The organism is Streptomyces albireticuli (genome assembly GCF_002192455.1).
Lineage (GTDB): Bacteria > Actinomycetota > Actinomycetes > Streptomycetales > Streptomycetaceae > Streptomyces > Streptomyces albireticuli_B.
The window spans coordinates 198,409-224,767 of the sequence record NZ_CP021744.1 but is presented as its reverse complement, the minus strand read 5'-3'; the positions used below and the strand labels follow the sequence as shown (position 1 = coordinate 224,767).

24 protein-coding genes and 1 pseudogene are annotated in these 26,359 nt (G+C 71.5%); 13 read left to right on the top strand and 12 right to left on the bottom strand.

Going from position 1 to position 26,359, the window contains the following annotated elements; all coding sequences use genetic code 11:
• Positions 1-9: 9 nt before the first annotated feature.
• Positions 10-624 carry a class I SAM-dependent methyltransferase gene (locus tag SMD11_RS01000; protein WP_159395166.1) on the bottom strand — a complete coding sequence of 205 codons (615 nt, stop codon included), beginning with the start codon at positions 622-624 and terminating at the stop codon, positions 10-12.
• Positions 625-1,350: 726 nt separating this feature from the next.
• On the opposite strand from SMD11_RS01000, the gene SMD11_RS00995 reads away from it, so the two are divergent.
• A complete protein-coding gene (locus tag SMD11_RS00995) occupies positions 1,351-4,575 on the top strand; it encodes a cytochrome P450 (RefSeq protein ID WP_087924577.1) in 3,225 nt (1,074 codons plus the stop codon).
• Between the two features lie 81 nt (positions 4,576-4,656).
• On the opposite strand, the gene SMD11_RS00990 is transcribed toward SMD11_RS00995, so the two are convergent.
• Complete coding sequence (locus SMD11_RS00990) at positions 4,657-5,280, bottom strand: TetR/AcrR family transcriptional regulator (RefSeq protein WP_087924576.1); 624 nt, start codon at positions 5,278-5,280, stop codon at positions 4,657-4,659.
• 124 nt (positions 5,281-5,404) lie between these two features.
• On the opposite strand from SMD11_RS00990, the gene SMD11_RS00985 reads away from it, so the two are divergent.
• Positions 5,405-5,830 (top strand): pyridoxamine 5'-phosphate oxidase family protein, encoded by a 426-nt coding sequence (locus SMD11_RS00985; protein WP_087930216.1) that lies wholly within the window; start codon positions 5,405-5,407, stop codon positions 5,828-5,830.
• Between the two features lie 97 nt (positions 5,831-5,927).
• Here SMD11_RS00985 and SMD11_RS00980 read toward each other — a convergent pair whose 3' ends face one another.
• Together SMD11_RS00980 and SMD11_RS00975 are read right to left on the bottom strand one after the other, a co-directional pair.
• Positions 5,928-6,413, bottom strand: a complete 486-nt coding sequence (locus SMD11_RS00980; protein ID WP_087924575.1) for a DUF5709 domain-containing protein — start codon at positions 6,411-6,413, stop codon at positions 5,928-5,930.
• A gap of 236 nt (positions 6,414-6,649) precedes the next feature.
• Entirely contained in the window at positions 6,650-8,170 is a 1,521-nt protein-coding gene (locus tag SMD11_RS00975) for a peptidoglycan DD-metalloendopeptidase family protein (RefSeq protein ID WP_087924574.1), read from the bottom strand.
• A 378-nt stretch (positions 8,171-8,548) separates the two neighbouring features.
• On the opposite strand from SMD11_RS00975, the gene SMD11_RS00970 reads away from it, so the two are divergent.
• The 4 genes from SMD11_RS00970 to SMD11_RS00955 all read left to right on the top strand — a co-directional run bounded on the left by SMD11_RS00970 (position 8,549) and on the right by SMD11_RS00955 (position 13,144).
• Complete coding sequence (locus SMD11_RS00970; protein ID WP_199843773.1) at positions 8,549-9,355, top strand: serine/threonine protein kinase; 807 nt, start codon at positions 8,549-8,551, stop codon at positions 9,353-9,355.
• Between the two features lie 69 nt (positions 9,356-9,424).
• The gene (locus tag SMD11_RS00965) at positions 9,425-10,849 is read left to right on the top strand and encodes a serine/threonine-protein kinase (RefSeq protein WP_087930214.1); all 1,425 of its coding nucleotides are present in this window, start codon (positions 9,425-9,427) and stop codon (positions 10,847-10,849) included.
• Between the two features lie 206 nt (positions 10,850-11,055).
• Positions 11,056-12,075 (top strand): LGFP repeat-containing protein, encoded by a 1,020-nt coding sequence (locus tag SMD11_RS00960; protein ID WP_199843772.1) that lies wholly within the window; start codon positions 11,056-11,058, stop codon positions 12,073-12,075.
• Between the two features lie 67 nt (positions 12,076-12,142).
• Positions 12,143-13,144, top strand: a complete 1,002-nt coding sequence (locus tag SMD11_RS00955) for an alpha/beta hydrolase (RefSeq protein ID WP_324614675.1) — start codon at positions 12,143-12,145, stop codon at positions 13,142-13,144.
• Positions 13,145-13,331: 187 nt separating this feature from the next.
• On the opposite strand, the gene bla is transcribed toward SMD11_RS00955, so the two are convergent.
• Together bla and SMD11_RS00945 are read right to left on the bottom strand one after the other, a co-directional pair.
• Positions 13,332-14,252 carry a class A beta-lactamase gene (bla, locus tag SMD11_RS00950; RefSeq protein ID WP_087924573.1) on the bottom strand — a complete coding sequence of 307 codons (921 nt, stop codon included), beginning with the start codon at positions 14,250-14,252 and terminating at the stop codon, positions 13,332-13,334.
• A gap of 124 nt (positions 14,253-14,376) precedes the next feature.
• Entirely contained in the window at positions 14,377-16,053 is a 1,677-nt protein-coding gene (locus tag SMD11_RS00945; protein ID WP_087924572.1) for a penicillin-binding transpeptidase domain-containing protein, read from the bottom strand.
• An 85-nt stretch (positions 16,054-16,138) separates the two neighbouring features.
• Between SMD11_RS00945 and SMD11_RS00940 the strand changes: the two genes are divergently transcribed.
• On the top strand, positions 16,139-17,095 hold the full coding sequence (locus SMD11_RS00940) for a LysR family transcriptional regulator (protein WP_087924571.1): 957 nt from the start codon (positions 16,139-16,141) through the stop codon (positions 17,093-17,095).
• On the top strand, positions 17,092-17,982 hold the full coding sequence (locus tag SMD11_RS00935) for a serine hydrolase (protein ID WP_087924570.1): 891 nt from the start codon (positions 17,092-17,094) through the stop codon (positions 17,980-17,982). The genes SMD11_RS00940 and SMD11_RS00935 overlap by 4 nt, the downstream gene beginning before the upstream one ends.
• A 135-nt stretch (positions 17,983-18,117) precedes the next feature.
• Here the strand turns inward: SMD11_RS00935 and SMD11_RS00930 are convergent, their stop codons facing one another.
• From SMD11_RS00930 to SMD11_RS00920, 3 genes are read right to left on the bottom strand one after another with little or no spacing between them, the layout of a single operon-like run.
• Entirely contained in the window at positions 18,118-18,927 is an 810-nt protein-coding gene (locus tag SMD11_RS00930) for an SDR family NAD(P)-dependent oxidoreductase (protein WP_087924569.1), read from the bottom strand.
• Complete coding sequence (locus SMD11_RS00925) at positions 18,914-20,449, bottom strand: class I adenylate-forming enzyme family protein (protein WP_087924568.1); 1,536 nt, start codon at positions 20,447-20,449, stop codon at positions 18,914-18,916. The genes SMD11_RS00930 and SMD11_RS00925 overlap by 14 nt, the downstream gene beginning before the upstream one ends.
• A 1-nt stretch (position 20,450) precedes the next feature.
• Complete coding sequence (locus SMD11_RS00920) at positions 20,451-21,056, bottom strand: chorismate pyruvate-lyase family protein (protein ID WP_234365831.1); 606 nt, start codon at positions 21,054-21,056, stop codon at positions 20,451-20,453.
• Between SMD11_RS00920 and SMD11_RS36125 the strand changes: the two are divergent.
• Together SMD11_RS36125 and SMD11_RS36120 are read left to right on the top strand one after the other, a co-directional pair.
• A pseudogene (locus SMD11_RS36125) lies at positions 20,947-21,984 on the top strand (asparaginase domain-containing protein); the annotation flags it as partial. The gene SMD11_RS00920 and the pseudogene SMD11_RS36125 sit on opposite strands and share 110 nt — an antisense overlap.
• 133 nt (positions 21,985-22,117) lie before the next feature.
• Positions 22,118-22,507 (top strand): hypothetical protein, encoded by a 390-nt coding sequence (locus SMD11_RS36120; protein ID WP_234365830.1) that lies wholly within the window; start codon positions 22,118-22,120, stop codon positions 22,505-22,507.
• A 105-nt stretch (positions 22,508-22,612) separates the two neighbouring features.
• Here the strand turns inward: SMD11_RS36120 and SMD11_RS36115 are convergent, their stop codons facing one another.
• A complete protein-coding gene (locus tag SMD11_RS36115) occupies positions 22,613-22,822 on the bottom strand; it encodes a hypothetical protein (RefSeq protein ID WP_087924566.1) in 210 nt (69 codons plus the stop codon).
• Between the two features lie 102 nt (positions 22,823-22,924).
• On the opposite strand from SMD11_RS36115, the gene SMD11_RS00905 reads away from it, so the two are divergent.
• The 3 genes from SMD11_RS00905 to SMD11_RS00895 are packed head-to-tail and all read left to right on the top strand — an operon-like array spanning position 22,925 to position 24,215.
• Positions 22,925-23,470 (top strand): TetR/AcrR family transcriptional regulator, encoded by a 546-nt coding sequence (locus SMD11_RS00905; protein ID WP_234365829.1) that lies wholly within the window; start codon positions 22,925-22,927, stop codon positions 23,468-23,470.
• Between the two features lie 32 nt (positions 23,471-23,502).
• The gene (locus SMD11_RS00900) at positions 23,503-23,994 is read left to right on the top strand and encodes a DUF2975 domain-containing protein (RefSeq protein WP_087924565.1); all 492 of its coding nucleotides are present in this window, start codon (positions 23,503-23,505) and stop codon (positions 23,992-23,994) included.
• Positions 23,994-24,215 carry a helix-turn-helix domain-containing protein gene (locus SMD11_RS00895; RefSeq protein ID WP_087924564.1) on the top strand — a complete coding sequence of 74 codons (222 nt, stop codon included), beginning with the start codon at positions 23,994-23,996 and terminating at the stop codon, positions 24,213-24,215. Before SMD11_RS00900 ends, SMD11_RS00895 begins: the two co-directional genes overlap by 1 nt.
• A 464-nt stretch (positions 24,216-24,679) precedes the next feature.
• Here SMD11_RS00895 and SMD11_RS00890 read toward each other — a convergent pair whose 3' ends face one another.
• Together SMD11_RS00890 and SMD11_RS00880 are read right to left on the bottom strand one after the other, a co-directional pair.
• Positions 24,680-25,243, bottom strand: a complete 564-nt coding sequence (locus SMD11_RS00890) for a dihydrofolate reductase family protein (protein ID WP_087924563.1) — start codon at positions 25,241-25,243, stop codon at positions 24,680-24,682.
• A gap of 456 nt (positions 25,244-25,699) precedes the next feature.
• On the bottom strand, positions 25,700-26,332 hold the full coding sequence (locus tag SMD11_RS00880) for an NUDIX domain-containing protein (protein ID WP_159395163.1): 633 nt from the start codon (positions 26,330-26,332) through the stop codon (positions 25,700-25,702).
• Between the last annotated feature and the right edge of the window lie 27 nt (positions 26,333-26,359).

Here is a 26,359-nt window from a genome sequence, read left to right as displayed (position 1 = left end):
CGGCGCCCCTCAAGTCCGCGGCCGCAGGCGCAGCGTGGCCAGGAACCGGCCGTCCGCGTCCGCTTCGACGTGGGTCTCGAACCCTCTGTCCGCCGCCCGCGCCGCCAGGGTGTCCGGGTCCACGTCGAGCCAGGGGAACCAGGGGCCCGTCTGCCCGGCGTACAGGTGCCGGATCCGGCGGTCGCCCGGATAGGGGCGCTCTCCGCTCGCCGTCCAGTCCGCCCTGCCCGGCAGGTCCGGGCCGCCGCGCTGGTCCTTCCCCGACACCAGGACACTGCCTCCGGGGGCCAGTAGTCCGGCCAGCCTGTCGAGCAGCGCCGGGAGCCGCGAGAGCCGCCCGGCGAGGCCGATGTTGTTCCCCATCAGCAACAGATGGCGGTAGGCGCGGGCGGGTCGGAAGGTCCACAGGTCGGCGAGCCGCACACGGCAGCCGTGGCGCACCGCCTGTTCCACCGCGGCCTCCAGCAGGTCGATGCCCTCGGCGTCGATCCCGCGGGCCATGAGGCGTTCCAGATGCCGGCCGGTGGAATACCCGATGTCGAGCACCGGGCCTTCCTCGATCACGTCCAGGGCGCGGAGGTCGGTCGGCGCCACGGCGCCGGGCTCCCGGAGCCACCACCGCATGCTCGTGGGTTCGGGGGGCCGGCCCTCGCGCTCCACCAGTAACTCACCGTGGGCCCCACGCTCCCTCAGAGCCTGCCCGTCCAGAGGCTGATGGCCCCCCGCCGGGTCCACGTCACAGAAACAACTACGCGGCTGCCTCACTGTCGTGCCTTCCTCGAGGCGTGCGCGCCGCCGACGGCGCGGCCCTCGTGATCCGCCGCGAAGTCTCTCCCCGGCCGGGTGAACCGTCACAGGCTGCCCCGGTGTCATGATCGCAACCCTTTCTCCTCGCGTTCTAATCCGAAGGTGTTAACAGCGCCTCTGGCCCTACGTTTTTCCGCTCGGGCGCTCCTCGGCGCGCGGGCGATGTCCGCGGGCCCGGGACCGTGGCGTAGGTCCGGAAGGGGCCACGGACACCTCGTCACCAGGGCCGGCCGTTCCCCGGCCGATGGACCGGCGACGACTCGTCGGCCTCGTGTCCGGCCGCGGGGAAGGCTGAAGCGATCCCGGATCGCGAGCGGGCGGGCGTCCCGACGGGCTCCGTGCCGCACCGAACTGTGGGCCGTGGCCGGCGTGTCGGCCGTGAAGCCGGATGCCAAGCCGCGACAGCGGTCAACGTTTTGCCGCTGTCCGTAGTTCCGTCGCACGGTCGCGTCACTCGACACAATCGATAGACATGGTCGAGTGACAATGTCGTCTGTATGGTGGTCGGGAAGCGACCGACGAAGCGGAACGAAAGGCACGCTGATGACCCATACGTCCGTTGCCATGGCCCAGGCGATACCCGAGCGCCGGGCGCTGCCCCTGGTCGGCCACGCCCTCGACCTGCCCCGCGGCGCCGACGGGCTCGTCCACCTGATGAAGGAGGTCAAGGAGTTGGGACCGGTGTTCCGGGTGCGCGTCTTCGGGTCCGAGATCATCGTCGTCGGCGGACTGGACCTGGTGACGGAGCTGTCGGACGAGACCAGGTTCCGCAAGAGCGTGAGCCGGGACCTGGCCGAGGTCCGCGAGATCGCCGGGGACGGCCTGTTCACCGCCTTCCACCACGAGCCGAACTGGCGCAAGGCCCACGACATCCTGATGCCGGCCTTCTCGCTCGGCGCGATGCGCGACTATCACGCGACCATGCTCCGGGTCGCCCGCTCCCTGATCGCCAAGTGGGACCGGGCCGCGGCGGACCGCCCCGTGGACGTCCCCGAGGACATGACCCGGCTGACCTTCGACACGATCGGGCTGTGCGGCTTCGGCTTCGACTTCGAGTCGTTCCGCCGCGACGAGGCGCACCCGTTCGTCGACGCGATGTCACGCGCCCTGGCCTTCACCCAGGACAAGGTCGAGTCCGTCCCGGGCTCGGAACTGTTCAAGCGCAAGCAGGCCGAGCGGTTCCGCCAGGACACCAGGCTGATGACGGACCTCGTCGACAAGGTCGTCCGGCAGCGCAGGGCGTCGGGCGACACGAGCACGGACGACCTGCTGGGCCGGATGCTGCACACCCGGGACACGGTGACGGGCGAGCCGCTGGACGACACGAACGTCCGCAACCAGGTGATCACGTTCCTCATCGCCGGGCACGAGACCACCAGCGGTGCCCTGTCCTTCGCCCTGTACTACCTGACCAAGCACCCCGAGGTGCTCGCACGGGCCCAGGCCGAGGTGGACGCCCTGTGGGGGGACGAGGACACCCCGGACCCCGACTACGGCGACATCGGCAAGCTGACCTACATCCGCCAGGTCCTCAACGAGAGCCTGCGGCTGTGGCCGACCGCGCCCGGCTTCGCCGTGGAACCCCTCGACGACACCGTCATCGGCGGCAAGTACGCCGTGCGCAAGGGCGAGGCGCTGACAGTGCTCACCCCGGCCCTGCACCGCGACCCCGCCTGGGGTGAGAACGTCGAGCTGTTCGACCCCGAGCGCTTCACGCGGGCGCGGGAGGAGAAGCGCTCCGTCCATCTCTTCAAGCCGTTCGGCAACGGCGAACGCGCCTGCATAGGCCGCCAGTTCGCCCTGCACGAGGCCACCCTGCTGCTCGGTCTGCTGGTGCACCGCTACCGGCTGATCGACCACACCGACTACCAGCTGAAGATCAAGCAGTCGCTCACCATCAAGCCCGACGGGTTCACCCTCAAGCCGGCGCGGCGCGCCGGTGGCGAGCGCCGCATGCCCGCCGTTGCCGCGAGCAGCGCCCCCGCGGGCCAGGACGGACCCGCGGGCCGGCGGGCCGGCGGTACCGTGCTGACCCTCCTGTACGGCTCCAATCTGGGCACCTGCGCGGGCATCGCCCGCGATCTGGCGGCGGACGGCGACGCGTACGGGTTCGCCCCGTCCGTGGCGCCCCTCGACGACTACGCGGGCGAGCTGCGTTCCGCCGACGGCCCGGTGGTGATCGTGGCCGCCTCCTACAACGGCAGGCCCACCGATGACGCCGCCGGGTTCGTCGCCTCGCTGGAGGGCCTCGAACCCGGCTCGCTGGACGGAGTCCGGTACGCCGTGCTCGGTGTCGGCGACCGCAACTGGGCGGCCACCTACCAGCGCGTCCCCTCCCTCGTCGACGAGCGCCTGGCCGCGGCCGGTGCTACGCCACTGCTGGAGCGAGGCACGGCCGACGCCTCCGGAGACTTCGCGGGCACGGTCGACCGGTGGACGGGCGACCTGTGGACCGCCCTGCTGGATCGCTACGGCGACCCGGCGGCCGGGACAGCGGCCGGGACGGAGCCTGCCGTCGAGCCGGAAGAGGGCCAGGGCCTGTACGAGCTCCAGGACACCACCGGCTCGGTCATCGGCGGACTCGCGGAACGGCACGGAGTCCGGCCCATGGAGGTTCTGGAGGCGTACGAACTCGTCGACACGGACCACGAGCTCGGCCGCCCCAAGCGCTTCCTGAAGCTGCGGCTGCCCGACGGCGTCACCTACCGCACCGCCGACCACCTGGCCGTCCTGCCCCGCAACCCGGACGCGCTCGTCCAGCGGGTCGCCGACCGCTTCGTCCTCGACCTGGACCGCACCGTGCGCCTGCGGGCGCGGCGCCGTAGCCGGAACACCCTGCCCGTCGACCGCCCGCTGACCCTGCGCCGGCTGCTCACGGACTTCGTGGAACTACAGGACCCCGCCACCCAGGAGCACGTCGCCGTGCTCGCCGCGCACACCGCGTGCCCGCCCGAGAAGCAGCCCCTGGCCACACTGGCCACCGCGGACCCCGAGACCTTCCGTGAACAGGTGACAGCCACCGGACGCAGTGTCCTGGACCTGCTGGAGGACCACCGCGCCTGCGAGCTGACCTTCGAACGCTTCCTGGAGATGCTGCCGGTCCTGCGCCCGCGCCACTACTCCGTCTCCTCCTCCGCCGCGGCCTCCCCCGGCGAGGTGGACCTGATGGTGTCGCTGCTCGCGGCCCCGCACCGCGGCGGCGAGGGCACCTTCCGCGGCATCGCCTCGCACTACGTCCAGGCGGTGACGGCCGGCGACACCGTCCACGCGCGGGTGCTGCCCTGCGGCGACTCCTTCCGCCTCCCCGAGGACCCGTCGGTGCCCGTCATCCTGGTCAGCGCGGGAACCGGGCTGGCGCCCTTCCGCGGTGCCGTCCTCGACCGGCTGCACGCCCGGTCGACCGGAACGCTGCTGTGCTACTTCGGCTGCGACCACCCCGACGTCGACTACCTCCACCGAGAGGAGTTCGAAGCCGCCGAGGCGGCCGGGGCCGTCAGCATGCGCCCCACCTTCATGCACGCGCCCGCGGACGGCGTCCGGTTCGTCCAGGACCGCATCGCGCGCGAGAGCGCGGAGGTCTGGGCCGCGCTGGAAGCCGGCGGACGGGTCTACATCTGCGGTGACGGCCGCCGCATGGCCCCCGCGGTGCGCGAGGCCTTCATGGCGATCCACCGCGACAACACCGGGGCGTCCGAGGAGGAGGCCGCGGCCTGGCTGGCCGCCCTCACCGAGTCCGGTCACTACGCCGAGGACGTCTGGGCCGGCTGACCACAGCCGCCCCACCCGCTCGACCCGACGGTGACGGCCACGGGCGCACAGCGCGCCCGTGGCCGTCACCGTCGCGGCGATTCAGTCCGTCGGTACGTCCACAAGGCCCAACCGCCCTGTGGCCAGAGCCGTGGTCGCGGAAACCAGGCTCCTCAGACCCAGGGTTTCGGCGGCCTCGTCCGGGGCGTAGAGGCGCTGTATCGTCAGCCCGTCGAAACCGGCGAGGAAGAAACGGGCGACCGTCTCCGGGGGCTGGGAGAGCTCGCGCCCGGCGCGCGTCGCCGCCTCCCTCACCAGCCGCGCCGTCACGCCGACCACCCCGCGGTAGTGGGCCTGGCGTGCCTCGCTCAGCCGAGGGGTACGCAGCACCAGCAACGACAGCTCCGTGAGCAGGTGGTAGCCGGCCGACTCCTCGCGCACCGAGCGCCACAGCGCGCCGGCCAGGGCGGCGACCGTCTCCTCGAAACCGCCGTCCTCGGGCGCCGCCTGCTCGACCCGCGCGATCAGGTCCTCGGTCAGCTGGTCCATGACCGCGCGGTACAGGTCTTCCTTCGTGCCGAAGGTGTAGTGGACCGTGGCCTGCGCGACGCCGAGCTCGGCGGCGATGGCACGCGTACTTCCGGCGGCCACGCCCTCCCTGGCCATGAGGTCGATGGCCGCCTTGACGAGCTGGGGGCGGCGCTCGACCGCGGAAACATGAGCCATACGCGGATTGTAGCGACTTGGTCCTACGATCAAGTCGGCAGACCGAGTCGTCCGCGCCTTCCTGGACCGGGCGGGGGCGGGCGTCAGGGGGACGGAGCCGGTGGTTCCCGCTATCGTCGGCCGCATGAAACTGTCGGTGGAGGAACGAGAGCGGTTTCTGTCCGAACCTCGTGTCGGTGCGCTGTCGGTGGTCGAACGACCCGACCGAGCACCGCTGACGGTTCCCATCTGGTACCACTACACGCCGGGCGGCGAGTTGTGGGTGCGTACCGGCCTCGGTTCCAGGAAGGCGCGAGCCATTCGCTCCGAAGGGCGTTTCAGCCTGATGGTGGAGCGAACCGCGCCGACGGTGCGCTATGTGTCGGTGGAGGGCCCGGTGACCAGGACGGAACCGGACAGCCCTGAGAGAGCCCGGGAGATGGCCGCAAGGTATCTCCCGCAGGAGAAGGTCGCCGGCTTCGTGGAATACGACCAGGCGCAGCTGGGCGAGCACATCGTCATCTGCATGCGACCGGAGCACTGGGTCTCGGCCGACCTGGGATCTTTCTAGTCGGCGCGGATACGGCGGAGCCATGACTCCGGCCGCCGTGCGCACCGCCCGTCACGCCGAGCGGGGGCAACGGCCGGGCCCGCGGCATCGACCGTCGTCACACGCTGAGGTCGTCTCCGCCCTCGACCACAGGCTCATCAGGCACGATGTGCATCGCCGCCTCCTCCGCGGAGGCCGCGCCGCCGTCGATTCCCACGTCGAAGGCGAAGACGTCATTGCGCCGAGGGGGCATGGCGTCGATGGTGGCGACGATACGGCCGGCGCGCTCGCCGCCGACCTCCTCGTCGAGGGGCTCGCCCTCCCCGCCGGGCACATCGCCGATGCCGTCCCCGTCCGGCACCGCGATCTCGGGAACCTCCTCGGCGAGCCGCCGGCCGAGGCTCTCACGCTCCCGCTGCTCGCGGGCCGTCGTGCCGTGGTGTCCCACGCCCAGGGGCCTCTCGGGAGGCGAATATCCCGCGTCGAGGACCTGATCGTAGAGATCGCCGTCGAGGGCGTTCTCCAGGTCCAGGTCACCGGGGTGGTCCCGGCGGTCGGACCGGGCAGGCTGGTAGACCTCGTCCCCCATCACGTCATCGGACATGGTGAGACAACCTCCTCCCGCACCGTTCCGCGGCGACGACCTACCTCCACTCTCCCTCGTACGGTGGCCTCGCGCTTCCCTGGAGGGGAGAAGTCCGCCTCACCGAGGAGAACGTTTGTTTGAATATTTCTCGCCGCGCGGCCACGGCACCGCGCGTCCGGACCACGGCCGCGGGGGTGACCGCGGCCGTGATCCGAGGGGCCCGGCGAAGAGGGGCCCGGGCGAGGGACGCCGGATCAGGTGACGGCCGGGCCCGGGCCGCTGTTGAGCCAGCCCCACTCGGACCAGGTGCTGAAGCCCGTCTGCCACCTGTGGTGGACGCCGACGCGGTTGGTACCGAACACCTCGATGCGTCCGTCGGCGTTGGTGGCGGCGGCGACCTCGGCTCCGCCGCCTCCGAACTCGGTCCAGTCGCCGTAGGGTGCGTTCACTCCCTTCTGCCACATGTGCATGGCGACGTCCCCGTTCATGGCGAACACCTCGACCCGCCCGTCGGGGGTCCGCTCGCTGGTCAGCCGGGAGTCGGCCGGACCGCGGGTCGGCTCCCATCCCGACCAGCCGGTGGGGTTCGTCTGGTACCTGTGGAACACGCCCACCGGGCCGGAGGCGAAGACCTCCAAGCGCCCGTCCGCGTTATGGTCGACCGTCAGGTCGTGCCCGCCGCCGCCGAACTCCTCCCATGACGACCAGCCACCGTTGACCGCGGTCTGGTACTGATGCTGCAAGACCTTGTCGTTGAGCGCGAAGACCTCGAGCCGGCCGTCGGGCGACTTCTCCATCTCGATCCGGCCGGCGGCAGGCCCGCCGCCCGTGGGTTCCCAGCCCGACCAGCCGCTGTTGGGGGAGGTCTGGTACCTGTGGAACACCCCGGACGGATTGGAGGCGAAGACTTCCAGGCGGCCGTCGCCGTTGGCCCCGGCCGCGACGTAGCGCCCGCCGTCGCCGAAGCCCTCCCAGCCCGACCAGCCGCCGGAGGGAGACGTCTGGTAGCGGTGCTGCAAGACGCCACCATTGAGGGCGAACAGCTCCAGGCGGCCGTCGGAGTTGGGCGCGATCGCGAGTTCCGCGCCGCCCGGCCCGCCCAGGGCTTCCCAGTCCGACCAGGCGCCGTTCACCTGGGACTGCCACGCGTGGTGCACTCCGTCGGCCCCGGCCGCGAACACCTCCAGCCGCCCGTCGGCCGATCGTGCCGACACCACCCGGCCCGCCTCCACGGGGTACACCAGTGGCTTGGGCCTGGGACCGGGGCCGGTGCCCGGGGTGCACGGCAGCCCCACGCCGCGTTCCGCGAGGTAGGGCTCCGGGTCGATGCCGCGTCTGTCGGTGGACGTGTCGACCCGCACCCTCAGATGGAGGTGAGGGCCGCTGGACTGGCCCTCGCTGCCGACGAGGGCGATGAGCTGACCGGCCGTCACCTGCTGGCCGACGACGACTTCCCGCCGGTACATGTGTCCGTATTCGGTCACTGTCCCGTCGGGGTGCAGGATGCGGATCCACTGGCCGTAGCCCTGGGCGGGGCCGGAGTTGATGACCTCGCCGTCACCGACGGCGTAGATCGGGGCGCCGTAGTCGTTGGCGATGTCGATGCCGTCGTGGCTGTCGCTGTAGTGCTGGAACACGGCGCCGGCGGTCGGGCACGCCGCGGCGAAGCCGGCGGCCTGGGCAGTGGCCGGGGACGCCGTCACCAGAGACGGCAGGACGGCGGCCGCCGCCGCGAGAACGAAGCGCAGCGTGCGCCGGGAAAGACCGTGAAGCACGTGACGTTCCTCCTTCCCTGAGGGCATGTCGGGGTGGACGGATGGGACACGGGAGTGCCGCTCCGGGCGACGGCTCCCTGTGGACCGGAGGGTTGGACGGTAGCCACGGCCGCGTGCCGAGGGCATCCGGAACGCTACGGACTGACAAGGCGGCCGGGACCCGGCCCGGGAAACCTCGCCCCACGGCTGCCTTGGAGACAGCCGCGTCCCAGAGGCACGGCTCGCGCGTCGTCGCACCGATCGGCCGGGCGGGTCCGGCCCGCGGCCGTCCTGAAGGGGTCGGAAATCGGCCAGAACTGAGGAGTAGGAGGGGCTGGCCGGGATGTGTAACGTTCGGCGTGCGTGCGAACCGAATGACGCGGGGGCGAGGAGGGGGCCGTGAGCGGGGTTGTGATCTATCTGCCGCAAGGGAAGGCGGGGGCCGGAGGGGAGCCGGGCGGCGACGCCGTGACACTGCGGCTCGGCCCGGGGCAGGTGGCGCGATTCGGACGGGGCTCCGCCACGTCCCCGGTCGAACTCCGCCTCGACGACGAGGCGATATCCCGGCTGGCGGGGGAGATCCGGGTGACGGACGACCACTGGCAGCTCAGCAACCACAGCACGACCCAGAGCTATCTGGTGGAGAACCCGGAAGGAGCGGGGGAGTACCTCAGGGTGCCGCCGCGGCGGGCGGGCGCGCCCATCCCCTTCGAGTTCTCACGGGTCGTACTGCCCACCCGCCGCGACACCACGGTCGCCTTCCAGGTGTTCGCGCCCGACCACGTCTACCTCGACCCGGACGGCATGGGCGACCAGTGGGGCAGCCGCACCGTCACGGCGTACTCCCTGGACGAGACGTCCCTGTACTTCCTGGTCCTGGTCGCGCTCTGCGAACCACGGCTGCGTGACGAGTCCCCCGTCGCGGTGCCCACCACTCCTGAGATCGTCGAGCGGCTCCAGGGCCACCCCGTCCTCGGCCGGCTGACCGCCCGGGCGGTCAGCTCGCACATCGACTACCTGGCCGACGAGAAGATGCGGATCAGCGCTCCCGCCGAACACGGGCTCCGCAGGGAAGCCCGCCGCAACGGCAAGCGGGAGACGCTCGTCGGGCTCGTCCTGCGGTTCGGACTCGTACGCGAGGAGCACCTCGCGCTGCTGCCGCCCCGGCCCGGAACGGGTGCGCGGAAGCGGGAGGCGCCGAGATGAGACGCGACGGCCGCGTACGGCGACGTGGCCGGCGGACCGGAGGGGGACGCGGTGCGTGGCTCGGCCGGCATGACGGGAGATGACGGCGCGGAACTGCCCCGCGGCTACCGCATCGGCGATTGGGAGGTCACCGAGCCGATCGGGGCCGGTGGCTGGGCAACCGTCTACGCGGGACGGGCCGTCCGCGACGGGACGGACCAGGAAGCTGAGCCGGGCGGTCACGGCGCCGTCGCGCTCAAGGTCCTGCCGACCGCGGGGCTGGCCCCGCGCCAGGCCCGCAAGGCCGCGGAAACCGCACGCCGCGAGGTCGAATTCGGCCACAGGTCCTCCCACCCGAGGCTGATCGGCCTGCTGGGGTCCGTCGTGCTCGGCGATCCGGACCGCCCCCTGCTGGACGGTGCCGTCGTGCTGGTCATGGAGCGTGCCCAGGGCAGCCTGCGGGACCTGCTCGGTACCGGGACGAGCGAGACCGAAGGCGCCCGGCTGCTCACCGAGATCTGTGAGGGCCTGGCGCACCTGCACCACAGCGGCTGGGTGCACGGTGACCTCAAGCCGGACAACATCCTGCTGATGGCCGACGGCTCGGTGAGGCTCTCGGACTTCGGGCTCGCCACGGAACTGACCGGCACGCACGGCACCCACGGGTACGCGCCCCCGATGGGCACCTTCGACTACCTCCCGCCCGAGCGGGGCAAGGCCACGCTCAGCGAGCAGGGAGTCGAGATCCGGCCGAGCGCCGACATCTGGGCCCTGGGCATCATGATCCACGAGGTGTTCGCCTCCGGTGCCTCGCCGTTTCCCGGCGCCACGCCCCTGGCCCGCGCCGCCGCGACCCAGGAGTACGCCGAGGGGCGCGCGCCGCTCCGCCTGGACGCCGCGGTCCCGCCGTTCTGGCGCGCGCTGGCCGCCGACTGCCTGGCCCCGACCCACGCCGCACGCGCCGCGCACACCGCCGAGAGCCTGCTGGCGCGCATCGCCGAGAGGGAAGCGGCGGAAGGGGAGGCCGGGCGTCCGGTGGCTCGCCGGCGCACAGCCCGGTGGCGAAGAACCCGTGCCGCCCTGGCGGCCGCCGCGGCATGCGCGGTGGGGGCGGCGGTCTGGACGTACGCCGGGAGCGTCGGTGCGTCCGGTACGCCGGGCACGCCACCGGCCGGGGCCGAAGGCCGGATCCGGGTGTTCAACGCCGAAGGGGGCTGCCGGGACCGCACGGACCGGAACCCCGGGTGCAGTCTGGGCCTGGCGATCGACCCCCGCCGCCCGTACACCATCGACAACGTCGTACCGGACCGCGTGTGGCACGGTGACGAGCTCACCGTCGACTGCCGCCTCTCCCAAGGGATCGCCATCCTCGACGAGGCGGACACGCAGTCCGCCGCCTGGTATCGCGTACGCCTTCCCCGTGGTACCCTCCGCCCCACCGCCTGGCTGCCCGCCGTGCGCACGAAGGACCGCCCACCGGTCCCCGAGTGCCCGGCCCCCACCCCCGTGCGGTGAGGCGGGCGAGGGACCGCAGAGAACCCGGATCCCCGTCGTGCCGCGTCGCCGTACCCGGAGTCCACCGGGAACCGTCGCGCGTGTCACCCCGGATCGTTCCGGATGCCTGGCCGGGCGCTCCGGTGGCTACCTTGCGGACCCTCGGTCCCCGGACCGTGCTCACTCCTCGCACGACCCTCACACGACACCGACGAAGGAGCAGGCACGTGCATGGCTCAGCAGCACGGCGCGCGAGATTCGGAACACTGATCCTGCTCGTCACCACGGTCGCGTCCGCCGTGGCCGGCCCGGCGTGGGCACAGGGCGCGAAGGACGTACCCGGCCCCCTCGGACACTCCGCGACGGCCGAGATGTTCTGCGACATCCCGGCGGACCGGGACATCTCCGTGACCCGCAAGGTCTACGAGGTCGGCCAGCGCCGCGGCGTGTCCGACAAGGTGATGCTCGCCGGCTTCGAGACCGGCTGGGTCGAGTCCCGGATGAACAATCTGAACTGCGGTGACCGGGACTCGCTCGGAGTCTTCCAGCAGCGGCCCTCGCAGGGGTGGTGCAATCCGGATCAGTGCCTCGACGTCGACTACGCGGCGAACAAGTTCTTCGAGGTGGCCCAGCAGATGGAGCCCCACTGGGACACCGCGGGGGAGCTCGCCCAGGCCGTCCAGCGCTCCGCCTATCCGGACCGGTACCGCCAGGCGGAGGGGTACGCACGCGAGCTGATGGGCGAGGCGTTCCAGCCCTACGGCACGATCGGGGCGAAGTACGCGGGCCTGGGCGGTGCGGGCGGGCCGCTCGGCCGTCCGGTACGCGCCGAGGAGAGCGCCGCGCTGGGCGGAAGGTTCCAGCTCTTCCAGAACGGGATCGTCCTCTGGCATCCGGATGTGGCCTACGCGATCTACGGGGACATCCTGAAGAAGTTCTGGGACACCGACTCGGAGCAGCGCTGGGGCTTCCCGACGATGGACGAGGCGGACGCGGCGCAGGCGCCGGACGGGACCCGCGGCCGCTTCCAGTTCTTCGAGCGCGGCCTGTTCATGTGGTCGCCGCGGACCGGTGCGCACACCGTGCACGGAGCGATCTACGACGCGTTCCACGCCGCCGGGCACGAGCGGGTGCTCGGTTACCCCGTGACCGACGAGATGGACGAGCCCGGCGGAAAGATGCAGAAGTTCCAGAAGGTCACGATCCACTGGACCGCGGCCAGGGGCACGTGGACCACGGACAACTGACCGGCCGTCCCCTCCCTTACTTGACGCATCCCCTACTTGACGAACAGTCACCGACCAGGAGGTCCTGTTGAGCGAGTACCGCCCCACCCGGAGGAACGTTCTGAAGGCCGTCGGCGGGGCCTCCGCGGCGATGGCCCTCGGCGCCGGAACCGTCCTCGGGACGGCCTCGGCGGCCAGCGCGGCCGATGACGGCTTCGGCCTGCGCGTCGTGCAGCGCGGCGAAGGCGATCCCCGCATGTGGTACTACCGTTTCCAGACCGCCGAGATCGGCTGGCAGCCGGCCGTCAACGTCCTGCTCCCGGACGACTACCACGTCAGCGGCCGCACCTACCCCGTCCTGTACCTGCTGCACGGCGGCGGGACCGACCAGGACTTCATCACCTTCGACCGCGCGCCCAACGACATCCGCGCCTGGACCGCGGGCAAGCCGATGATCGTCGTGATGCCCGACGGCGGGCACGCGGGCTGGTACTCGAACCCGGTCAGCTCGACCGTCGGCCCCCGTAACTGGGAGAGCTTCCACATCAACCAGCTGATCCCGTGGATCGACGCGAACTTCCGGACCTATGCCGAATACGACGGCCGCGCCGTCTCCGGGTTCTCGATGGGAGGCTTCGGCGCGCTGAAGTACGCGGCCAAATACTGGGGTCACTTCGCCTCGGTCAGCTCCCACTCCGGCCCGGCCAGCCTGCGCGGTCCCGCCGGCGGGCTCCAGGGCGGGGTGGTCCACTGGGCCAACGCCTCGTCCGCGGCCATCGAACTGGGCGGCGGCACGGTCTACGGTGTGCCGTGGGACCAGCGGAGGGTCAGCATGGACAACCCGTGCGAGCGCGTCGAGAGCTACCGCAACAAGCGGATCTTCATGGTCGCGGGCACCAGCCCCGAGCCGACCTTCTGGGACCGGTTCAACGAGACCGCCGTGCTCGAGACCCAGCGCGAGTTCCGCGGCTTCCTCGGCAGGGCCGGTATCCCGCACGACTGGCACGAGGTCCCCGGCGGCCACAAGGTCCGCCCCGATCTGTTCGTCCGGGACCTCGACGGCATCATCGACCGGCTCCGCAAGGCGTAGCGCGGAGGCGGCGAGGCCTGGTCGGGGTAGGGCTGGACGGAGGCGCCCGGCGGGCAACGGCCCGGCCGGGCGCCTCTCGCCGCTCCCGGACCCGGGGCGACCGGAAAGTCCGGCGCCTGAGGGTAGACGGGAGCCGGCCGTCACCACCGGCGCGTAGAAGTGGTCCCGTCGGGCCGGCCGGGTTCGTCTAGTGGGCGAGGGCCTTGACAGTGGCCTCGGTGGCCTTGGCGATGAGTGTGTCGTCCGCTTTCGCGTCCTTGGCGGTGCGGCTGGAGAAGACGGCGACGACGATCGGCGCGGCCCGGGGAGGCCAGAGAACGGCGATGTCGTTGCGCGCGCCGTAGCCCCCCGATCCCGTCTTGTCGCCCACCTGCCAGCCGGCCGGGACCCCCGCGCGGATGAGCTTGTCACCTGTGGTGTTGCGCTTGAGCCAGTCGGTCAGCGCCGACCGTTCGTCCGCGGCGAGGGCGTCGCCGAGGACGAACGCGCGCAGGTCGGCGGCCATGGCCCGAGGGGTGCTGGTGTCGCGTGGATCGCCCGGGGCGGCTTCGCTCAGGTCCGTCTCGTAACGGTCGGCCCTGGTGACGCGATCGCCGATCGCGGCGAGAGCCTCCTGCAAGCCCTTGGGGCCGCCGAGTTCGTCGAAGAGGAGGTTGGCCGCGCCGTTGTCGCTGTAGCGGACGGCGGCATCGCACAACTCCCGCAGGGTCATGCCGCTGTCGACGTGCCGGCCGGTGATCGGCGAGTGGCCGACCGGAACGTCACGGCCGTAGCGCACATGCCGGTCGAGCCGCTGGAGCGTGTTCTTCTTGAGCACGGCGCCGGCGAGGAAGGCCTTGCAGACGGAGGCGTAGGCGAAGCGCTCGTCCGGCCGGTGGGTGACGGTGCGTCCGCTGCCGGTGTCGACGGCGTACACACCCAGCCGGGCGTCGTACGTCCGCTCCAGCTCGCCGAACGCGCGCTCGGCCTCCTGGGCGGTGCCGTGTGACGGAGTGGGCGACGACGCCGGGGCGGGCGTACCGGTCCGGCACGCGGTGAGAGGGGCGACCGCGAGCCCGGTCAGGGTGGCGATGACGGAGCGCCTCGTAGGGGAGGTGCTGGTGCGCATGGAGCGACGCCTTTCGGTAGGTGATCCGGCATATGCGAGCGGAGACCGGGACGCACGGCACGCCGCGCCGACGGCGGCCGCGCGGGCGGCCGGTGGTCCTCGGTGGCGGCCGGTGGCGGCCGGGTCAGGAACGGTCGGTGGGCACGGCGGCCAGCACGTCGTGGACGAGGGGTACGGCGGAGGCACTGCCGCTGAGGCCGCCCTCCACGACGGCGGCGACGGCTATGCCGCCCCGGTGCGCGGCGACCCATCCGTTGTTGGGGGCTTGTTCCGAGACCTCGGCGGTACCGGTCTTCGCGCCGACGTCGCCGGGCAGGTCCGCCAGACCCTTGGCGGTGCCCTCGGTGACCGTGGCACGCATCATGGCGCGCAGCCGGTCGGTCACGTCCTTGGGGAGCGGTGCGGTGGTGGTCGTGCCGTGGGCGCCGGGGAGGAGCGTGGGCTGGCGGAACGTTCCGGAGGCCGCGGTCGCGGTGATCGACGCCATGGTCAGGGGGTTGCCCAGGACCTTTCCCTGCCCGATCATCGCCGCGGCCTTGTCGGTCGGGTCGGCCGTCGCGGGCGCCGCTCCGTCGAAGGAAGGGATGCCGACGTTCCATTTCTGGCCTATGCCGAAGTACTTCTCGGCCACGTCGGCCAGTTCCCGGTCGCCGAGCTTGTCACGCAGGCTGATGAAGGCGGTGTTGCACGACTCGGTGAAGTCCTGGGCGAAGGTGGCTCCCCGGTGCTCGCCCAGCTCCACGTTGTGGAACTGCTTGCCGACGGTGAGGTACTTGGGGCAGTCGACGACAGTGCCGGGCTCGACGGCGTCCTTGAGCAGCAGCGCGGTGCTGGTGACGATCTTCCAGGTGGATCCGGGCGCGTAGGTGCCGGAGACGGCGCGGTTGAATCCGGAGGACGGGGAGTTGGCCATGGCGAGGATCTCGCCGGTGTCGGCGCGCAGGGCGACGAGGGCGGCGTTCTTCCCCTGGCTCCGGGCGGCGAGGGCCTTCTCGGCGGCCGCCTGCCACACCGGGTCGATCGTGGTGCGTACGGGTCCGCCGCCCGTCCGGGCGGGTGCGCTGCCGAAGGTGGCCACCGTGCCCTTGGTCTCGCCCGTCACGCGGTCGACGACCTGGACGGCTCCCCGGGGGCCGCCCCCGGCGGCCTTGCCGAGCTGGGCGATGACCGGCGCCAGCGAGGGATACGTACGGCCGGACAAGGGGGCGGCACCACGACCGCTGACCTCGACCGCTTCGGTGGTCCCGCGCTCCAGGCGGAACTTGTCGGTGCCGTTCAGCTTCGGGTGGACGAGGGAGAGGGTCCAGTCCACCTTCCACGTCCCGTCCCGCTCTTCGCGCAGCGGGAGCTTCGAGGCGTAGGTCCAGGTGCCCAGGCCGGTGACGGGCATCTTCGCGGTGAAGGGCACCGTGACCGTGCCGTCCCGCCCGGTGGCGGCCGTCGCGGCGGTGAGGACCGGCTTGCCGATCTCCAGACCGGCGGTGAAGTTCCGCAGCGTGCTCTCGGCCGGCCCGGGGCTGGTGGTACGGCCGCCCGCCTCGGCCAGTCGCCCGGCCGCCCAGTCGGCGAGGAACGCGCGTGCCTGGGTCAGGGCTCCGGGATCGGAGGGGGGCGTGCCGGTGGCGAAAGGGCCCCACCCGGCGACGTACGCCCCGCCGGTGGCCGCGGCGAGCGCCACCGTTGCCGCCGAGGCGAGGAGGGCTGTGCGGCGTCGTCGCCCGGCACGCGTGACGGGGGCGTCCGCCGACGCCGGGGACTGGGTGCGGCGCCCGGGGCGCCGGTGAGGCTGGGGGAGAGGCATGCCCCGAGCACAGCAGCACACTCGCCCGTCCGTCCAAGATTGATATCGGTATCCTATTGATTAATCTGCGATATAGTTCCTGCTCGTGGACCTGATACGCCACCTACAGTGCTTTGTGGCTGTTGCAGAAGAGTCACACTTCGGCCGAGCCGCCCAGCGCCTCGGCATGGCTCAGCCTCCCCTGTCGCAGCGCATCCAGCGCCTTGAGCGGGAGCTGGGGGTGCGCTTGTTCGAGCGCACCAGCCGCCAGGTGACGATCACCAAGGGCGGCACCCTGCTCCTGGACGAGGCCCGCGAGATACTGGCACGCTCCGAGGCACTGCGGGCGACGGCCCGCCGCATCCAGGAGGGCCGCACCGGCCTGCTGCGCGCCGCCCTGCCGCCCGATCTCGCGGGCGACACCGTCGCCGCGATCCTGGCAGCCTTCCGGCACCGGCACGGCGGAGTGGAACTGGAGCTTCAGGAACTGACCACGGCCGACCAGCTCGCCGGGCTCGCCTCCCACGACCTGGACGTGGGGCTCATCCGGCACCCCTGCGACGTCGCCGGCCTGGAGCTCGGCCCCGTCCAGCGCCACGAGCTGGGTGTGCTGCTGCTCCGTGACGCCCCCGCCGCCCGCTCCGGAACGGTCCCGCTCACCGCCCTCACCGGGTACGACCTGATCCTCTTCCCCCGCGCCCAGGCCCCGGCCGTGCACGACGACCTCCTGACCACCTGCGCCCGGCACGGCTACACGCCCGCCGCGGTGCGGCACGGTCAGGGCCCCAGCTTCACCCGCGGCCTGATCCTCTCCTCCCGCGCCGTCGCCTTCACCTCACGGGACGCCCACCCCGCCCAGGACCCGGACATCACCTGGCGCCCGCTCACCGGCGCCCCGCTGACCCTGCGGCACTCCGCCGCCTGGCCGAGGGGTCGCGGCGACGCCGCCGCCCTCGCCTTCGCCGACACCGTCACCGACGCCCTCGCCGCCACCGCCACGGCAGGTGGCGACCTGCCTCCCACCCCCCTGCACCTGCGTCCCGCGGCGGAGTACTGGATATGACCGAGAACAAGGCCCGCACCCGTGGCCGCGTCCACGCCGCCTTCGCCGAGGCCGGCGTCACCGGCTGGCTCCACGCCGTCGACATCGACTCCGGAGCCCAGCTCGACGCGGGCGCCGACCAGCCGGTCGTCACCGCCAGCGTCCACAAGCTCTGCCTGCTCGTCGCCCTCCACCAGCAGGCGGAGGCGGGCCGGCTCGACCTCTCCGAGCAGACCATGTGCCCACCGCGCGACCGCACCCCGGGCCCCACCGGACTCGCCGCGATGCTCGACGACGTCCGCCTCTCCCTGCGCGACGCCGCGTATCTGATGATGGCCGTCAGCGACAACACGGCCGCCGACCTCATCCTCGAGCGCGTCGGCCTGGACGCCGTCAACCACACCACGCGGTGCCTGGGCCTCACCCGCACCCGTGCCGTCCACACCTTCCGGGAGTTCCTCACCCTCCTCAAGGAGGACACCGGACCCGGCGGCCCGGAGGCGCTGGCCGACCCCCGGGTCATCGCCGGACTCCGCGTGCTCGACCCCGCCGCCACCAACCGCAGCACCCCGCGCGACATGACCCGCCTGCTCGCCGCCATCTGGCGGGACGAGGCCTGCGCCCCCGAACACACCGCCGCGATGCGCCGTCTGCTGGGGCTTCAGGTCTGGCCCCACCGCCTGGCCTCCGGCTTCCCCTTCGACGACGTCCACGTCGCCGGCAAGACCGGGAGCCTGCCCACCGTCCGTAACGAAGTCGGTGTCGTCGAGTACCCCGACGGCGGTCGCTACGCCGTGGCGGTGTTCACCCGTGCCTCCAGCCCCGCCGCCGTCCTGCCGCCGGCCGACGCGGTCATCGGCACCGCGGCGCGCATCGCCGTCGACGCGCTTCGGGCTCGCCGGGACTGACTGAGGGCCCGTCACCCGCGGCCGCGGCGCGGGTGCTCGCTGTCGGACGGCTTCGAGGACAGATACGAGCTGAGGGCTGTCGTGCCCTTGCCCGGGGCAGCCCCGTTCCTCTGCTGCGGCACCCCCTGAAGCCGGCTACCGCGACAAGGCGACGTCCTCGACAGTCAGGTAGCGGCCGGACAGGTCTACCGCTGGGCCCGTCGCCAGTTCGAGGACGGCGTTGACCGCTCGGGGGAGCGGAACGGCCCGCCCTGCGTCGATCTGCTCGCGGAGCCAGAGGGCGCGGCGTCGGCGCCAGGGGTCGGTGGAGTCGGTCTCGCCCAGTGCGCTCGTGGTGAGTCCGGTCGCCACGATCCCGGGATGCAGACTGAAGGCCAGGACTCCATAGGGACGGGCTTCGCTGGCGATGTTCTCGATGAACGTGATGCCGGCGGCCTTGGCGACGGAGTAGGAGGACAAGGTGGGCCAGCGGTGCCGTCCCGCGGCGCTGCTGATGCTGATGACGCGGCCACCACCATGACGGGCCATCAACGGAATCACGGCATGCACTGTGGCGACGGTGCTCAATGTGTTGACGCGCACCGCCTCCCACCATTGTTCGACGGGGATCTCCCAGGTGAGGCCGATCGGGCCCTCCACACCGGCGTTGTCGATGAGGACATCGATGCGGCCGAAGTCGGCATAGATCTTCTGCATGGCGACGGCAGCGGCCGCCACGTCGCTGACATCGGCGCACACCGTCGTGACCGGACCGCCCGGCTGTGCGGGCAGCGCCGCGGCGAGGTGTTCGAGCGCCGAGCGGGTGCGCGCGACAAGAGCCAACCGGAATCCCCGTTCGGCACAGGCGGTGGCGATGGCCGCACCTAGTCCGCCGGTGGCGCCAGTGATCACGGCAACAGGCGGATCACCGGCGACACGCTCATGGGTCCCGTCAGACGACGACATGGGGGGTGTCCTCCTGCTCGGGTGCGCCGTAGCGGCCGCGCAGTGCGGCACGGTCGAGTTTGCCGGTGGCCGAAAGGGGCAGCCGCTCGGCGAAGTCGATGGAGCGGGGCACCTTGTACCGGGCGAGCAGGCCACGGCAGTGGCTGAGCAGTTCCTCGGCGTCCGGTCGGCTGTCGTGCCGGGCAACGATCACGGCGTGGGGGACTTCGCCGCGCCGGCGGTCGGCACGGGCGATCACGGCGGCGTCCTCGACCTCGGGATGAGTGCGCAGTACGTCCTCGATCTCGGCGGGCTGCACACTGTACCCGCCGGTCATGATGGTGTCCTTGGACCGTCCGACGACCCGGACGCACTCGTGCGCGTCGCGGACCACCAGATCGCCGGTGCGCAGCCAGCCGTCGTCATCGGTGACGGAGGCCATCTGTCCGGAGCTCGTGCGGTAGCCCGGGGTGACCTGGGGGCCCCGCACCCATAGTTCGCCGACCGTACCGGTCGGCACGGGGCGTCCGGGGGCCTGGGGGTCGATGACGCGGACTTCCAGGCCCGGCACCGGGATGCCGGCGCTGTCCCGGCAGGAATCAGCGGTGGGACTCAGCCCAGCGCCGGAGAGTTCGGTCATCCCCCAGCTCTGGAGCAGCTCCACGCCGGTGCGCCGATGCCAGTCGCGGCGCAGGTCGGCGGGTGTCTGCTGCCCCGCACTCAGGCAGCGCAGCAAAGCGGTCGGCCGCCACCACTGACCGGCGGCCTCCAGCAGCCTGCGATAGACGGTCGGCACCGCTTCGATGACGGTGACGTCGCGAGCGACCAGCTGCTCCAGCCACCAGGTCGGCTCGAAGGCGCGGGAGGAGGTCAGCAGCGTCGCCCCGGCCAGCAGCGTGGAGATCGCCGCGAGATGGCCGTACGTGTGCGCGAGGGGAATGGGAACGGCCACCACGTCATCGGGACCGCGGTGCCGGTCGCGCCAGAAGCCGACCGCGAGGTGGAGTGCCCGTTCCGTCTGGACCACGGGGCGGCAGACGCCCGTCGATCCCGATGTGTGCATGATCATGCAAGGGGTGTCCGCCACGCGGCCGGTGACCGCCCGCGTCTTCGCGGTCCTTGCCGCTCCGCGCGGACCGCGCACGGCATGCCTTCCCGGCGTCACCGCGATCACGTCCACAGGCAGCCGTCGCCCGGCGCACAGTCCCTTGATGTCATCCGACCGTTGCGGGCTGGTCAGCAGCGCCCGGGGGCGGAGATGCTCCAGCACGCGGACGATCTCGTGCTCGGTGAGCACGGCGTTCATCGGTGCCACCGCCGCCCCCGCCTTGTGGGCGGCGAGGTACGCGGCGAGCCAGGAACCACCGTTGGGCAGGAGGAGCGCGACGCAGTCCTCCGGGGTCCGCACCAGCGGGCGAAGTGTGCCGGCCAGGGAGGAGGACCAGGCATCCAACTCGGAGTAGGAACAGGCCGCGGTCTCGTCGAGGACGGCGACGCGGGCGCCGCCCGCGGCGAGGGCGTCGATCAGGGAGTCACGGAACATCTCAAGCACGCTCCCCAGCTGCCGCCGCCTCGGTCCGCACCCCGGGTGGAACGATCCGAGGACTGAACAGCTCGCGGATATACGCCCACGGCCTGTCGTCGGCGTTCAGGGTGTAGGCCTTGAAAGCACAAGGCGTGTCCGGGGCCTGAGGCCAGCTCGTCAGGCCGATTCGGCTGATATGGCGGCTCATCGGCAAGCCCGCCGCGGCGAACGCGAACCCGATGGGGCGCGTACGGTCCTGCATCGCCGCATCGATTCGTGCGTCCTGTCCGGCCCGCGCCGTCACGATGTTCGCCGACACCACCTCACCGTTACGGCTGACCAACCGGGTACGGCGCACCAGGCACGCACCGTCCGTCGCCAGGCGCAGCAGCCCGCGCGCGGTCGCCTCCACATGCTTGCCCGGCGTCATCTCGATGCCGTCCACCTGCGGCGTGAGGGCTGATCGTGTGAGCGCCTGGAGCAGGACGGTGGTCAAACCGTCGCTGGCGAGCAGTATGCGGGTGACAGGCGACCGGAAACCCGAGAGGTCGCCGGCGGGGAACTCATCGCGGGTGTCCGCGGGAACAGTGAGGGGGTGCATCGTGTGCTCTCCGGAAAACGTCACTGGCACGGTGGCAGTTCTCCCGTCGGAGAGTCGCTACAGGCTCCGTGCGAAACCCGGTCCAGGAACAACGGCTCGATCCGCGCCCACCGCGCGTCAGTCAACAGCACAGCCAGCCCAACGACTGGCTGATCCAAACGAAACTGCCTGGTGCCTGCCGGGCCTTGGACACGCGGGCCTCGGCAGTACGACCTGGGGCAGGCGTGGGCGAAGTGTTCCGGTTCGACCTGGTTCAGGTCGCACTGTGCCAGGCGCGCCCAGGCTGCCAAGGCCCGCAGCGACGGCGGGGCTTCGACAACCGCATCCGGTTGACCCGGTCGAAGGGCTGACGGACGGGCCCCAGGGAGGATCCGGAGCCCCGGGGGCGGGGGCGGGGACGCCGGCAGGAGCCCGTAATCTGGGGCCTGTTGACGGTGGTGGCGAGGGGGAGAACGTGAGCATCGCGCTGTTCGCGCTCGGGGGCACGATTTCGGTGTCCGGGCGCGCCAAGGGCGAGCGGCTGACCGGCGCCGAGATCACCGCCGCCGTGCCCGGGCTCGACGGGCTCGGGGTGACGCTGGACGTGCGGGACGTCCATGCCGTGCCGAGCGGGAGCCTGACCTTCGCGCAGGTGCTCGGCGTCGTCGAGGCCGCCTCGCGGGCCGTGGCGGAAGGGGCGGCCGGTGTCGTCGTCACGCAGGGCACCGACACGCTGGAGGAGACCGCGTTCCTCGTCGATCTGGTCTGGGAGCACGAAGCGCCGTTCGTGCTGACGGGCGCGATGCGGCAGCCGGGCACGGCCGGCGCCGACGGGCCTGCCAACGTACTCGCGGCCGCCCGCGTCGCCGCCTCGCCCGCGGCGCGCGGGCTCGGCGCGCTGGTGGCTTTCAACGACGAGGTGCACGCGGCACGTTGGGTCCGTAAGTCCCACAGCACGAGTACGGCGGCGTTCGCCTCGCCGAACGCCGGCCCGGTGGGTCACGTCATCGAGGGCGAGGCGCGGATCCTGGCCGCCCCGCCCCGCCGTTCCACTGTCCTGCCTGCCGGTTGCGACAGCGCACGGATCGACGCCGCCCGCGTGGGCCTTGCACTGCGTCACGCTCGACGACGACGGGGCTCAGCTGGCAGGACTCGCCGAGACGTACGGCGGCCTGGTGGTGGCCGGCTTCGGCGTCGGGCACGTGCCCGCTTCCCTCGCACCCGTGCTGGGTGCGCTCGCCGCCCGCATCCCGGTCGTCCTGACCTCTCGTACGGGCAGCGGCCCGGTGCTGCGGCACACCTACGCCGGGCCCGGCTCGGAGACCGACCTACAGCAACGCGGGCTGATCAACGGAGGGTTGCTCGACCCGTACAAGGCCAGGGTGCTGCTGCGGCTGCTGCTCGCGGCGGGTGCGGGGCGGGACGAGGTGGCCGCGGCGTTCGCCGAACACGGCCACACGGCCGGCAGGCTGTTGACCGGCTGGTCGACGCACTAGTGGCCCACGGCCGCGCCGTCGGTCATGCCGGCGGCTTTACGGATCCCGGTTGCGGGGAGGCGGTCGAAGTCCCCCGCCCAGATTCCGATGCGTCCGAGGTCGGGGTTACGGGCGCTCACGCGTCCACTCGTTGGCGTAGGCGACGTCCTCGTTGAGGGCCCGGATCGCGTCGATCGGGACTTGAACGTAGGGCAGCGGTATGCCGAGTGCCTTGCCGATGGCCGCGGCGATCTGAACCGGCGTGAGTTCGTCTCCCGCCGGGGAGACCGCCCGGCCGATCCACTCCTTCGGCCGGGAGAACGCCAGCACGGCCACGGCGCGACATCGTCGACGGCCATGATCTGCTGCGGCACCTCCGGCGCCGGCCCGGTGGACAGAGTCCCGTTCCGCAGCGCGTATCCGCCGGTGAAGTTCTCCATGAAGGAAACCGGCGTCAGGATCGTCGCGGGCAGGCCGAGCGCCGCGATGTGCTGCTCGATCCGCCACTTGCTGACCAGGTTCACCGGCAGCCTCTCGTCAAGGTGCCGGTCCGCCGGGACCCTGATCGCCGAGCACGGCGCCGACGCCTCCCTGGAGGAGGTCGCTCGCCGTGCCGGAGTCGGCTCGGCCACCCTCCATCGCCACTTCCCCTCCCGGCAGGTGCTCCTGGAAGCGGTCTTCAAGGGCCGGGTGGAAACTCTGTGCGTGAAGGCCGGCGAACTGCTCACCGCACCCGGCCCGGGTCAGGCCCTGTCCACCTGGCTGCGCGCCGTCGGCACGCACGCCGTGACCAACCGCGGACTGGCGGCGTCCCTGATGCGCGACGCGGATCCGGCGCTGGGCGAGACCTGCCACGACATGATCACCAACGCCGCGATGGCTGCGGTAGAAGCATCTCTCGACGGGCGGCGACATCCCGCCACGCTGCGATACGGCCGCCCACTCTTCGGCTCAGCCCTTGCTTCACCTATCGAGATTCGATAGATTCTCATCGTAAATCGATGGAAAGATGGGTCATGGGAAAGCTGACAGTGCGCGCGCTGCGCGCCGTGCTCGTGGTGGTGCTCACAGGCACCGTGTTCGTACAGGCATTGATGGCGTGGGCGCTGGTCAGCGGGAGTGACCCGGAGGACGGGTCGCTCCCGCTGACCGCGCTGCGCGTGATGACGATCCTGGGCATCGGGACGGCCCAGGTCGCCCTGGTCTGTGTATGGCGGCTGGTGACGATGGTGCGACGCGGAACCGTGTTCTCCCACGCCGCCTTCCGGTACGTGGACGTCATGATCGGCGCGATCGTCGCGGCTGCTCTCGTGTGGTTCGCGGTCACGGCCCTCAACGCGCCCGGCCAGCGGGACGACCCGGGCGTCACTGTCATCATGGGCGGGATCGGCGTGGCCGTCCTGGGAGTCGCGCTCATCGTGCTCGTACTGCGGATGCTGCTCGCCCAGGCCGTCGCCCGCGACGCCGAAGCGGCCCGGATGCAGGCCGAGTTGGACGAGGTGATCTGATGCCGATCGCCGTCGACATCGACGTGATGCTGGCCAGACGGAAGATGTCCGTGGGCGAACTCGCGGACCGCGTAGGGATCACGCCCGCCAACCTGGCGGTACTCAAGAACGGCCGCGCCAAGGCGGTGCGCTTCGCGACACTCGCCGCGCTCTGCGAGGTGCTCGAGTGCCAGCCGGGCGACCTGCTCCGCTGGGAGGCCGAGGACCCCGCGGGCGAATGAACCGTGCCGGCCGACGCGTCATCGCCGGTCCCGCCTGCCATTGACCAATCCGCAGGTGGCCACCAGGGTCCCCGGGCAACGCCGCCGCATCGGCGCGGTGAGCGGCCCTGGCGACCGTGGCGTGCCCGGCCGGCCAGGGTTCGCGCAGCCGTCGTGGAGCAGGCCCGCGCGGGTGCCGCTCAGTCGCAGACGGCCCGCCGGGTGTCCGGAGGGGCCCGTGTCCGGGGTGACCACGGTGAGCTTTCCCGTGCGGCCGGCGACCACCACGGGGCAACTGCGGCCGCACCTTCACCGAGGAGGGCGGCGCCGGACCGGCCGGATCCCGGACGCCGTCCGGCCAGTACCTGGTGTAGAGGAACAGCAAATCTCCGTGGACGCGCAGCAGGGCCAGTGATTCCTTCGACCGCAGTGCGATCTTGGTGACGGCGACCCGGGCGGTAGTCCGGGTCACCCAGGACGGGCGCTCAGCGCCTCGTTTCGTACCTGGTCAGGATCACGCCGCAGGGAAGCGTCCGCGTCTCCACCAGGTCGAGGTTCACCCAGTTGTCCAGCGCGGTGAAGAACGGCGTGCCGCCGCCCACCAGGACCGGCGCGGTGGCCAGCACGTACTCGTCGATCAGCCCGGCCCGCATGGCCGCCCCGGCGAGCGTCGCGCCGCCGATGTCCATCGGGCCGCCGTCCTCGGCCTTGAGCCGGGTGATCTCGGGGACCGCGTCGCCGGTGACCAGGCGGGTGTTCCAGTCGACCTTGTCGGTCGTCGACGAGAACACCACCTTCGACATGTCCCGCCAGCGGCGCGCGAACTCGATCTCCGCCGGGGTGGCGTTGGGCCGCTGGTCGCCGGTCGGCCAGTAGGAGCTCATCGTCTGCCACAGTTTGCGCCCGTACAGCGACAGGTCGGTCGCCTGCAACTGGTCGGACCAGAACTGGAACAGCTCGTCGCTCGGCACGCTCCAGCCGATGTCGTCGCCGGGCGCGGCGATGTAGCCGTCCAGGGTCAGGTTCATGCCGTAGATCAGTTTCCGCATGGCGCCAGCTTTCCGTGAGTCGGTCTCACGCGTACAGACCGACACGGCGCGGGAAACCCATCGGTGCGCGATCTGAGCTCACATGTGGTTCTCGTGCTCGGTGGCTCAGCCGCAGACTCATCGTTCCGCCAGGAAAGGGCATCGAGCTGAGACTGATCTTGGGTGACATCGTGGTGAGACAACAGAGAATCAGCAGGTCACAGAAGATCGACATGTCATCGGCGGCGAGCCCCTACAGCTGTGTCCTGGCGATACATGCCGAGAAGCCGGAAGAACTCCTGGACCGGGGTGGAGCCGGTGGGGGTATTGCGCTCGATGTCGGAAGCCCAGTCGAGCGGGCTGTTGCCGTCGAGGCGCCTTCCGAGCCATTGGCTGAATGCCCGGCCATGCCAGAAGTCGCAGGGGTCGTCGACGGAGTGCACGGCGACGGCGAGACGCGTCGGACGGGGATCGAAGCTACCGAGTCCGCTTTCGGGTGTCCGCCAGGTGGCTGGCTTCGCGGAGATAGGGGCACCGTCCGCCGTGCAGGACGTCGTTGGCGATGGTCAGGACCCGAGCCTGTTCTGGATGCACGAGCGGGACCCATTCCTGGGCGGTGAGCATGCGCCAGGCGTCGTGCTCGTCGGACAGAGTCACCTCGATGGTGCTCGCGTCAACGAGTGGGCCCTTGAACAGCGTGAAGATCTCAGGGATGCCCTCGGGGTGCAGACCCCAGTCGACAGCCAGCAGTTCGGGCTCGTCCGGCATGGCCAGCCCGGTTTCCTCGTAGGTCTCCCGCACAGCCGTCTGCCACAGATCCTCACCCTCGTCGTGGCCACCTCCCGGGAGCTGCCACTCGTCCGTCCACGAGGTGTGGAGCAGCATGATCCGGTGTTCGGCGTCATGGATCAAGGATGCGGCGCAGCCGAGGATCTGCGCGCGGCGGGCGAGCCATTCCTCGCGCGGTAGCTGCGGGTGTTTTGTCAACGTGCCGCCTCCCTTTGCCAGGACACTTGTCTCCCTTGACGCGATGATCCGGCTGATACGCGATTCGGAGTATCCGACATTCAACGGGGGTACCGCGGAGAAGGTCACGGTCTGGGTTGGCATGCAGACATGGAGCCATGCCCGGTTGAG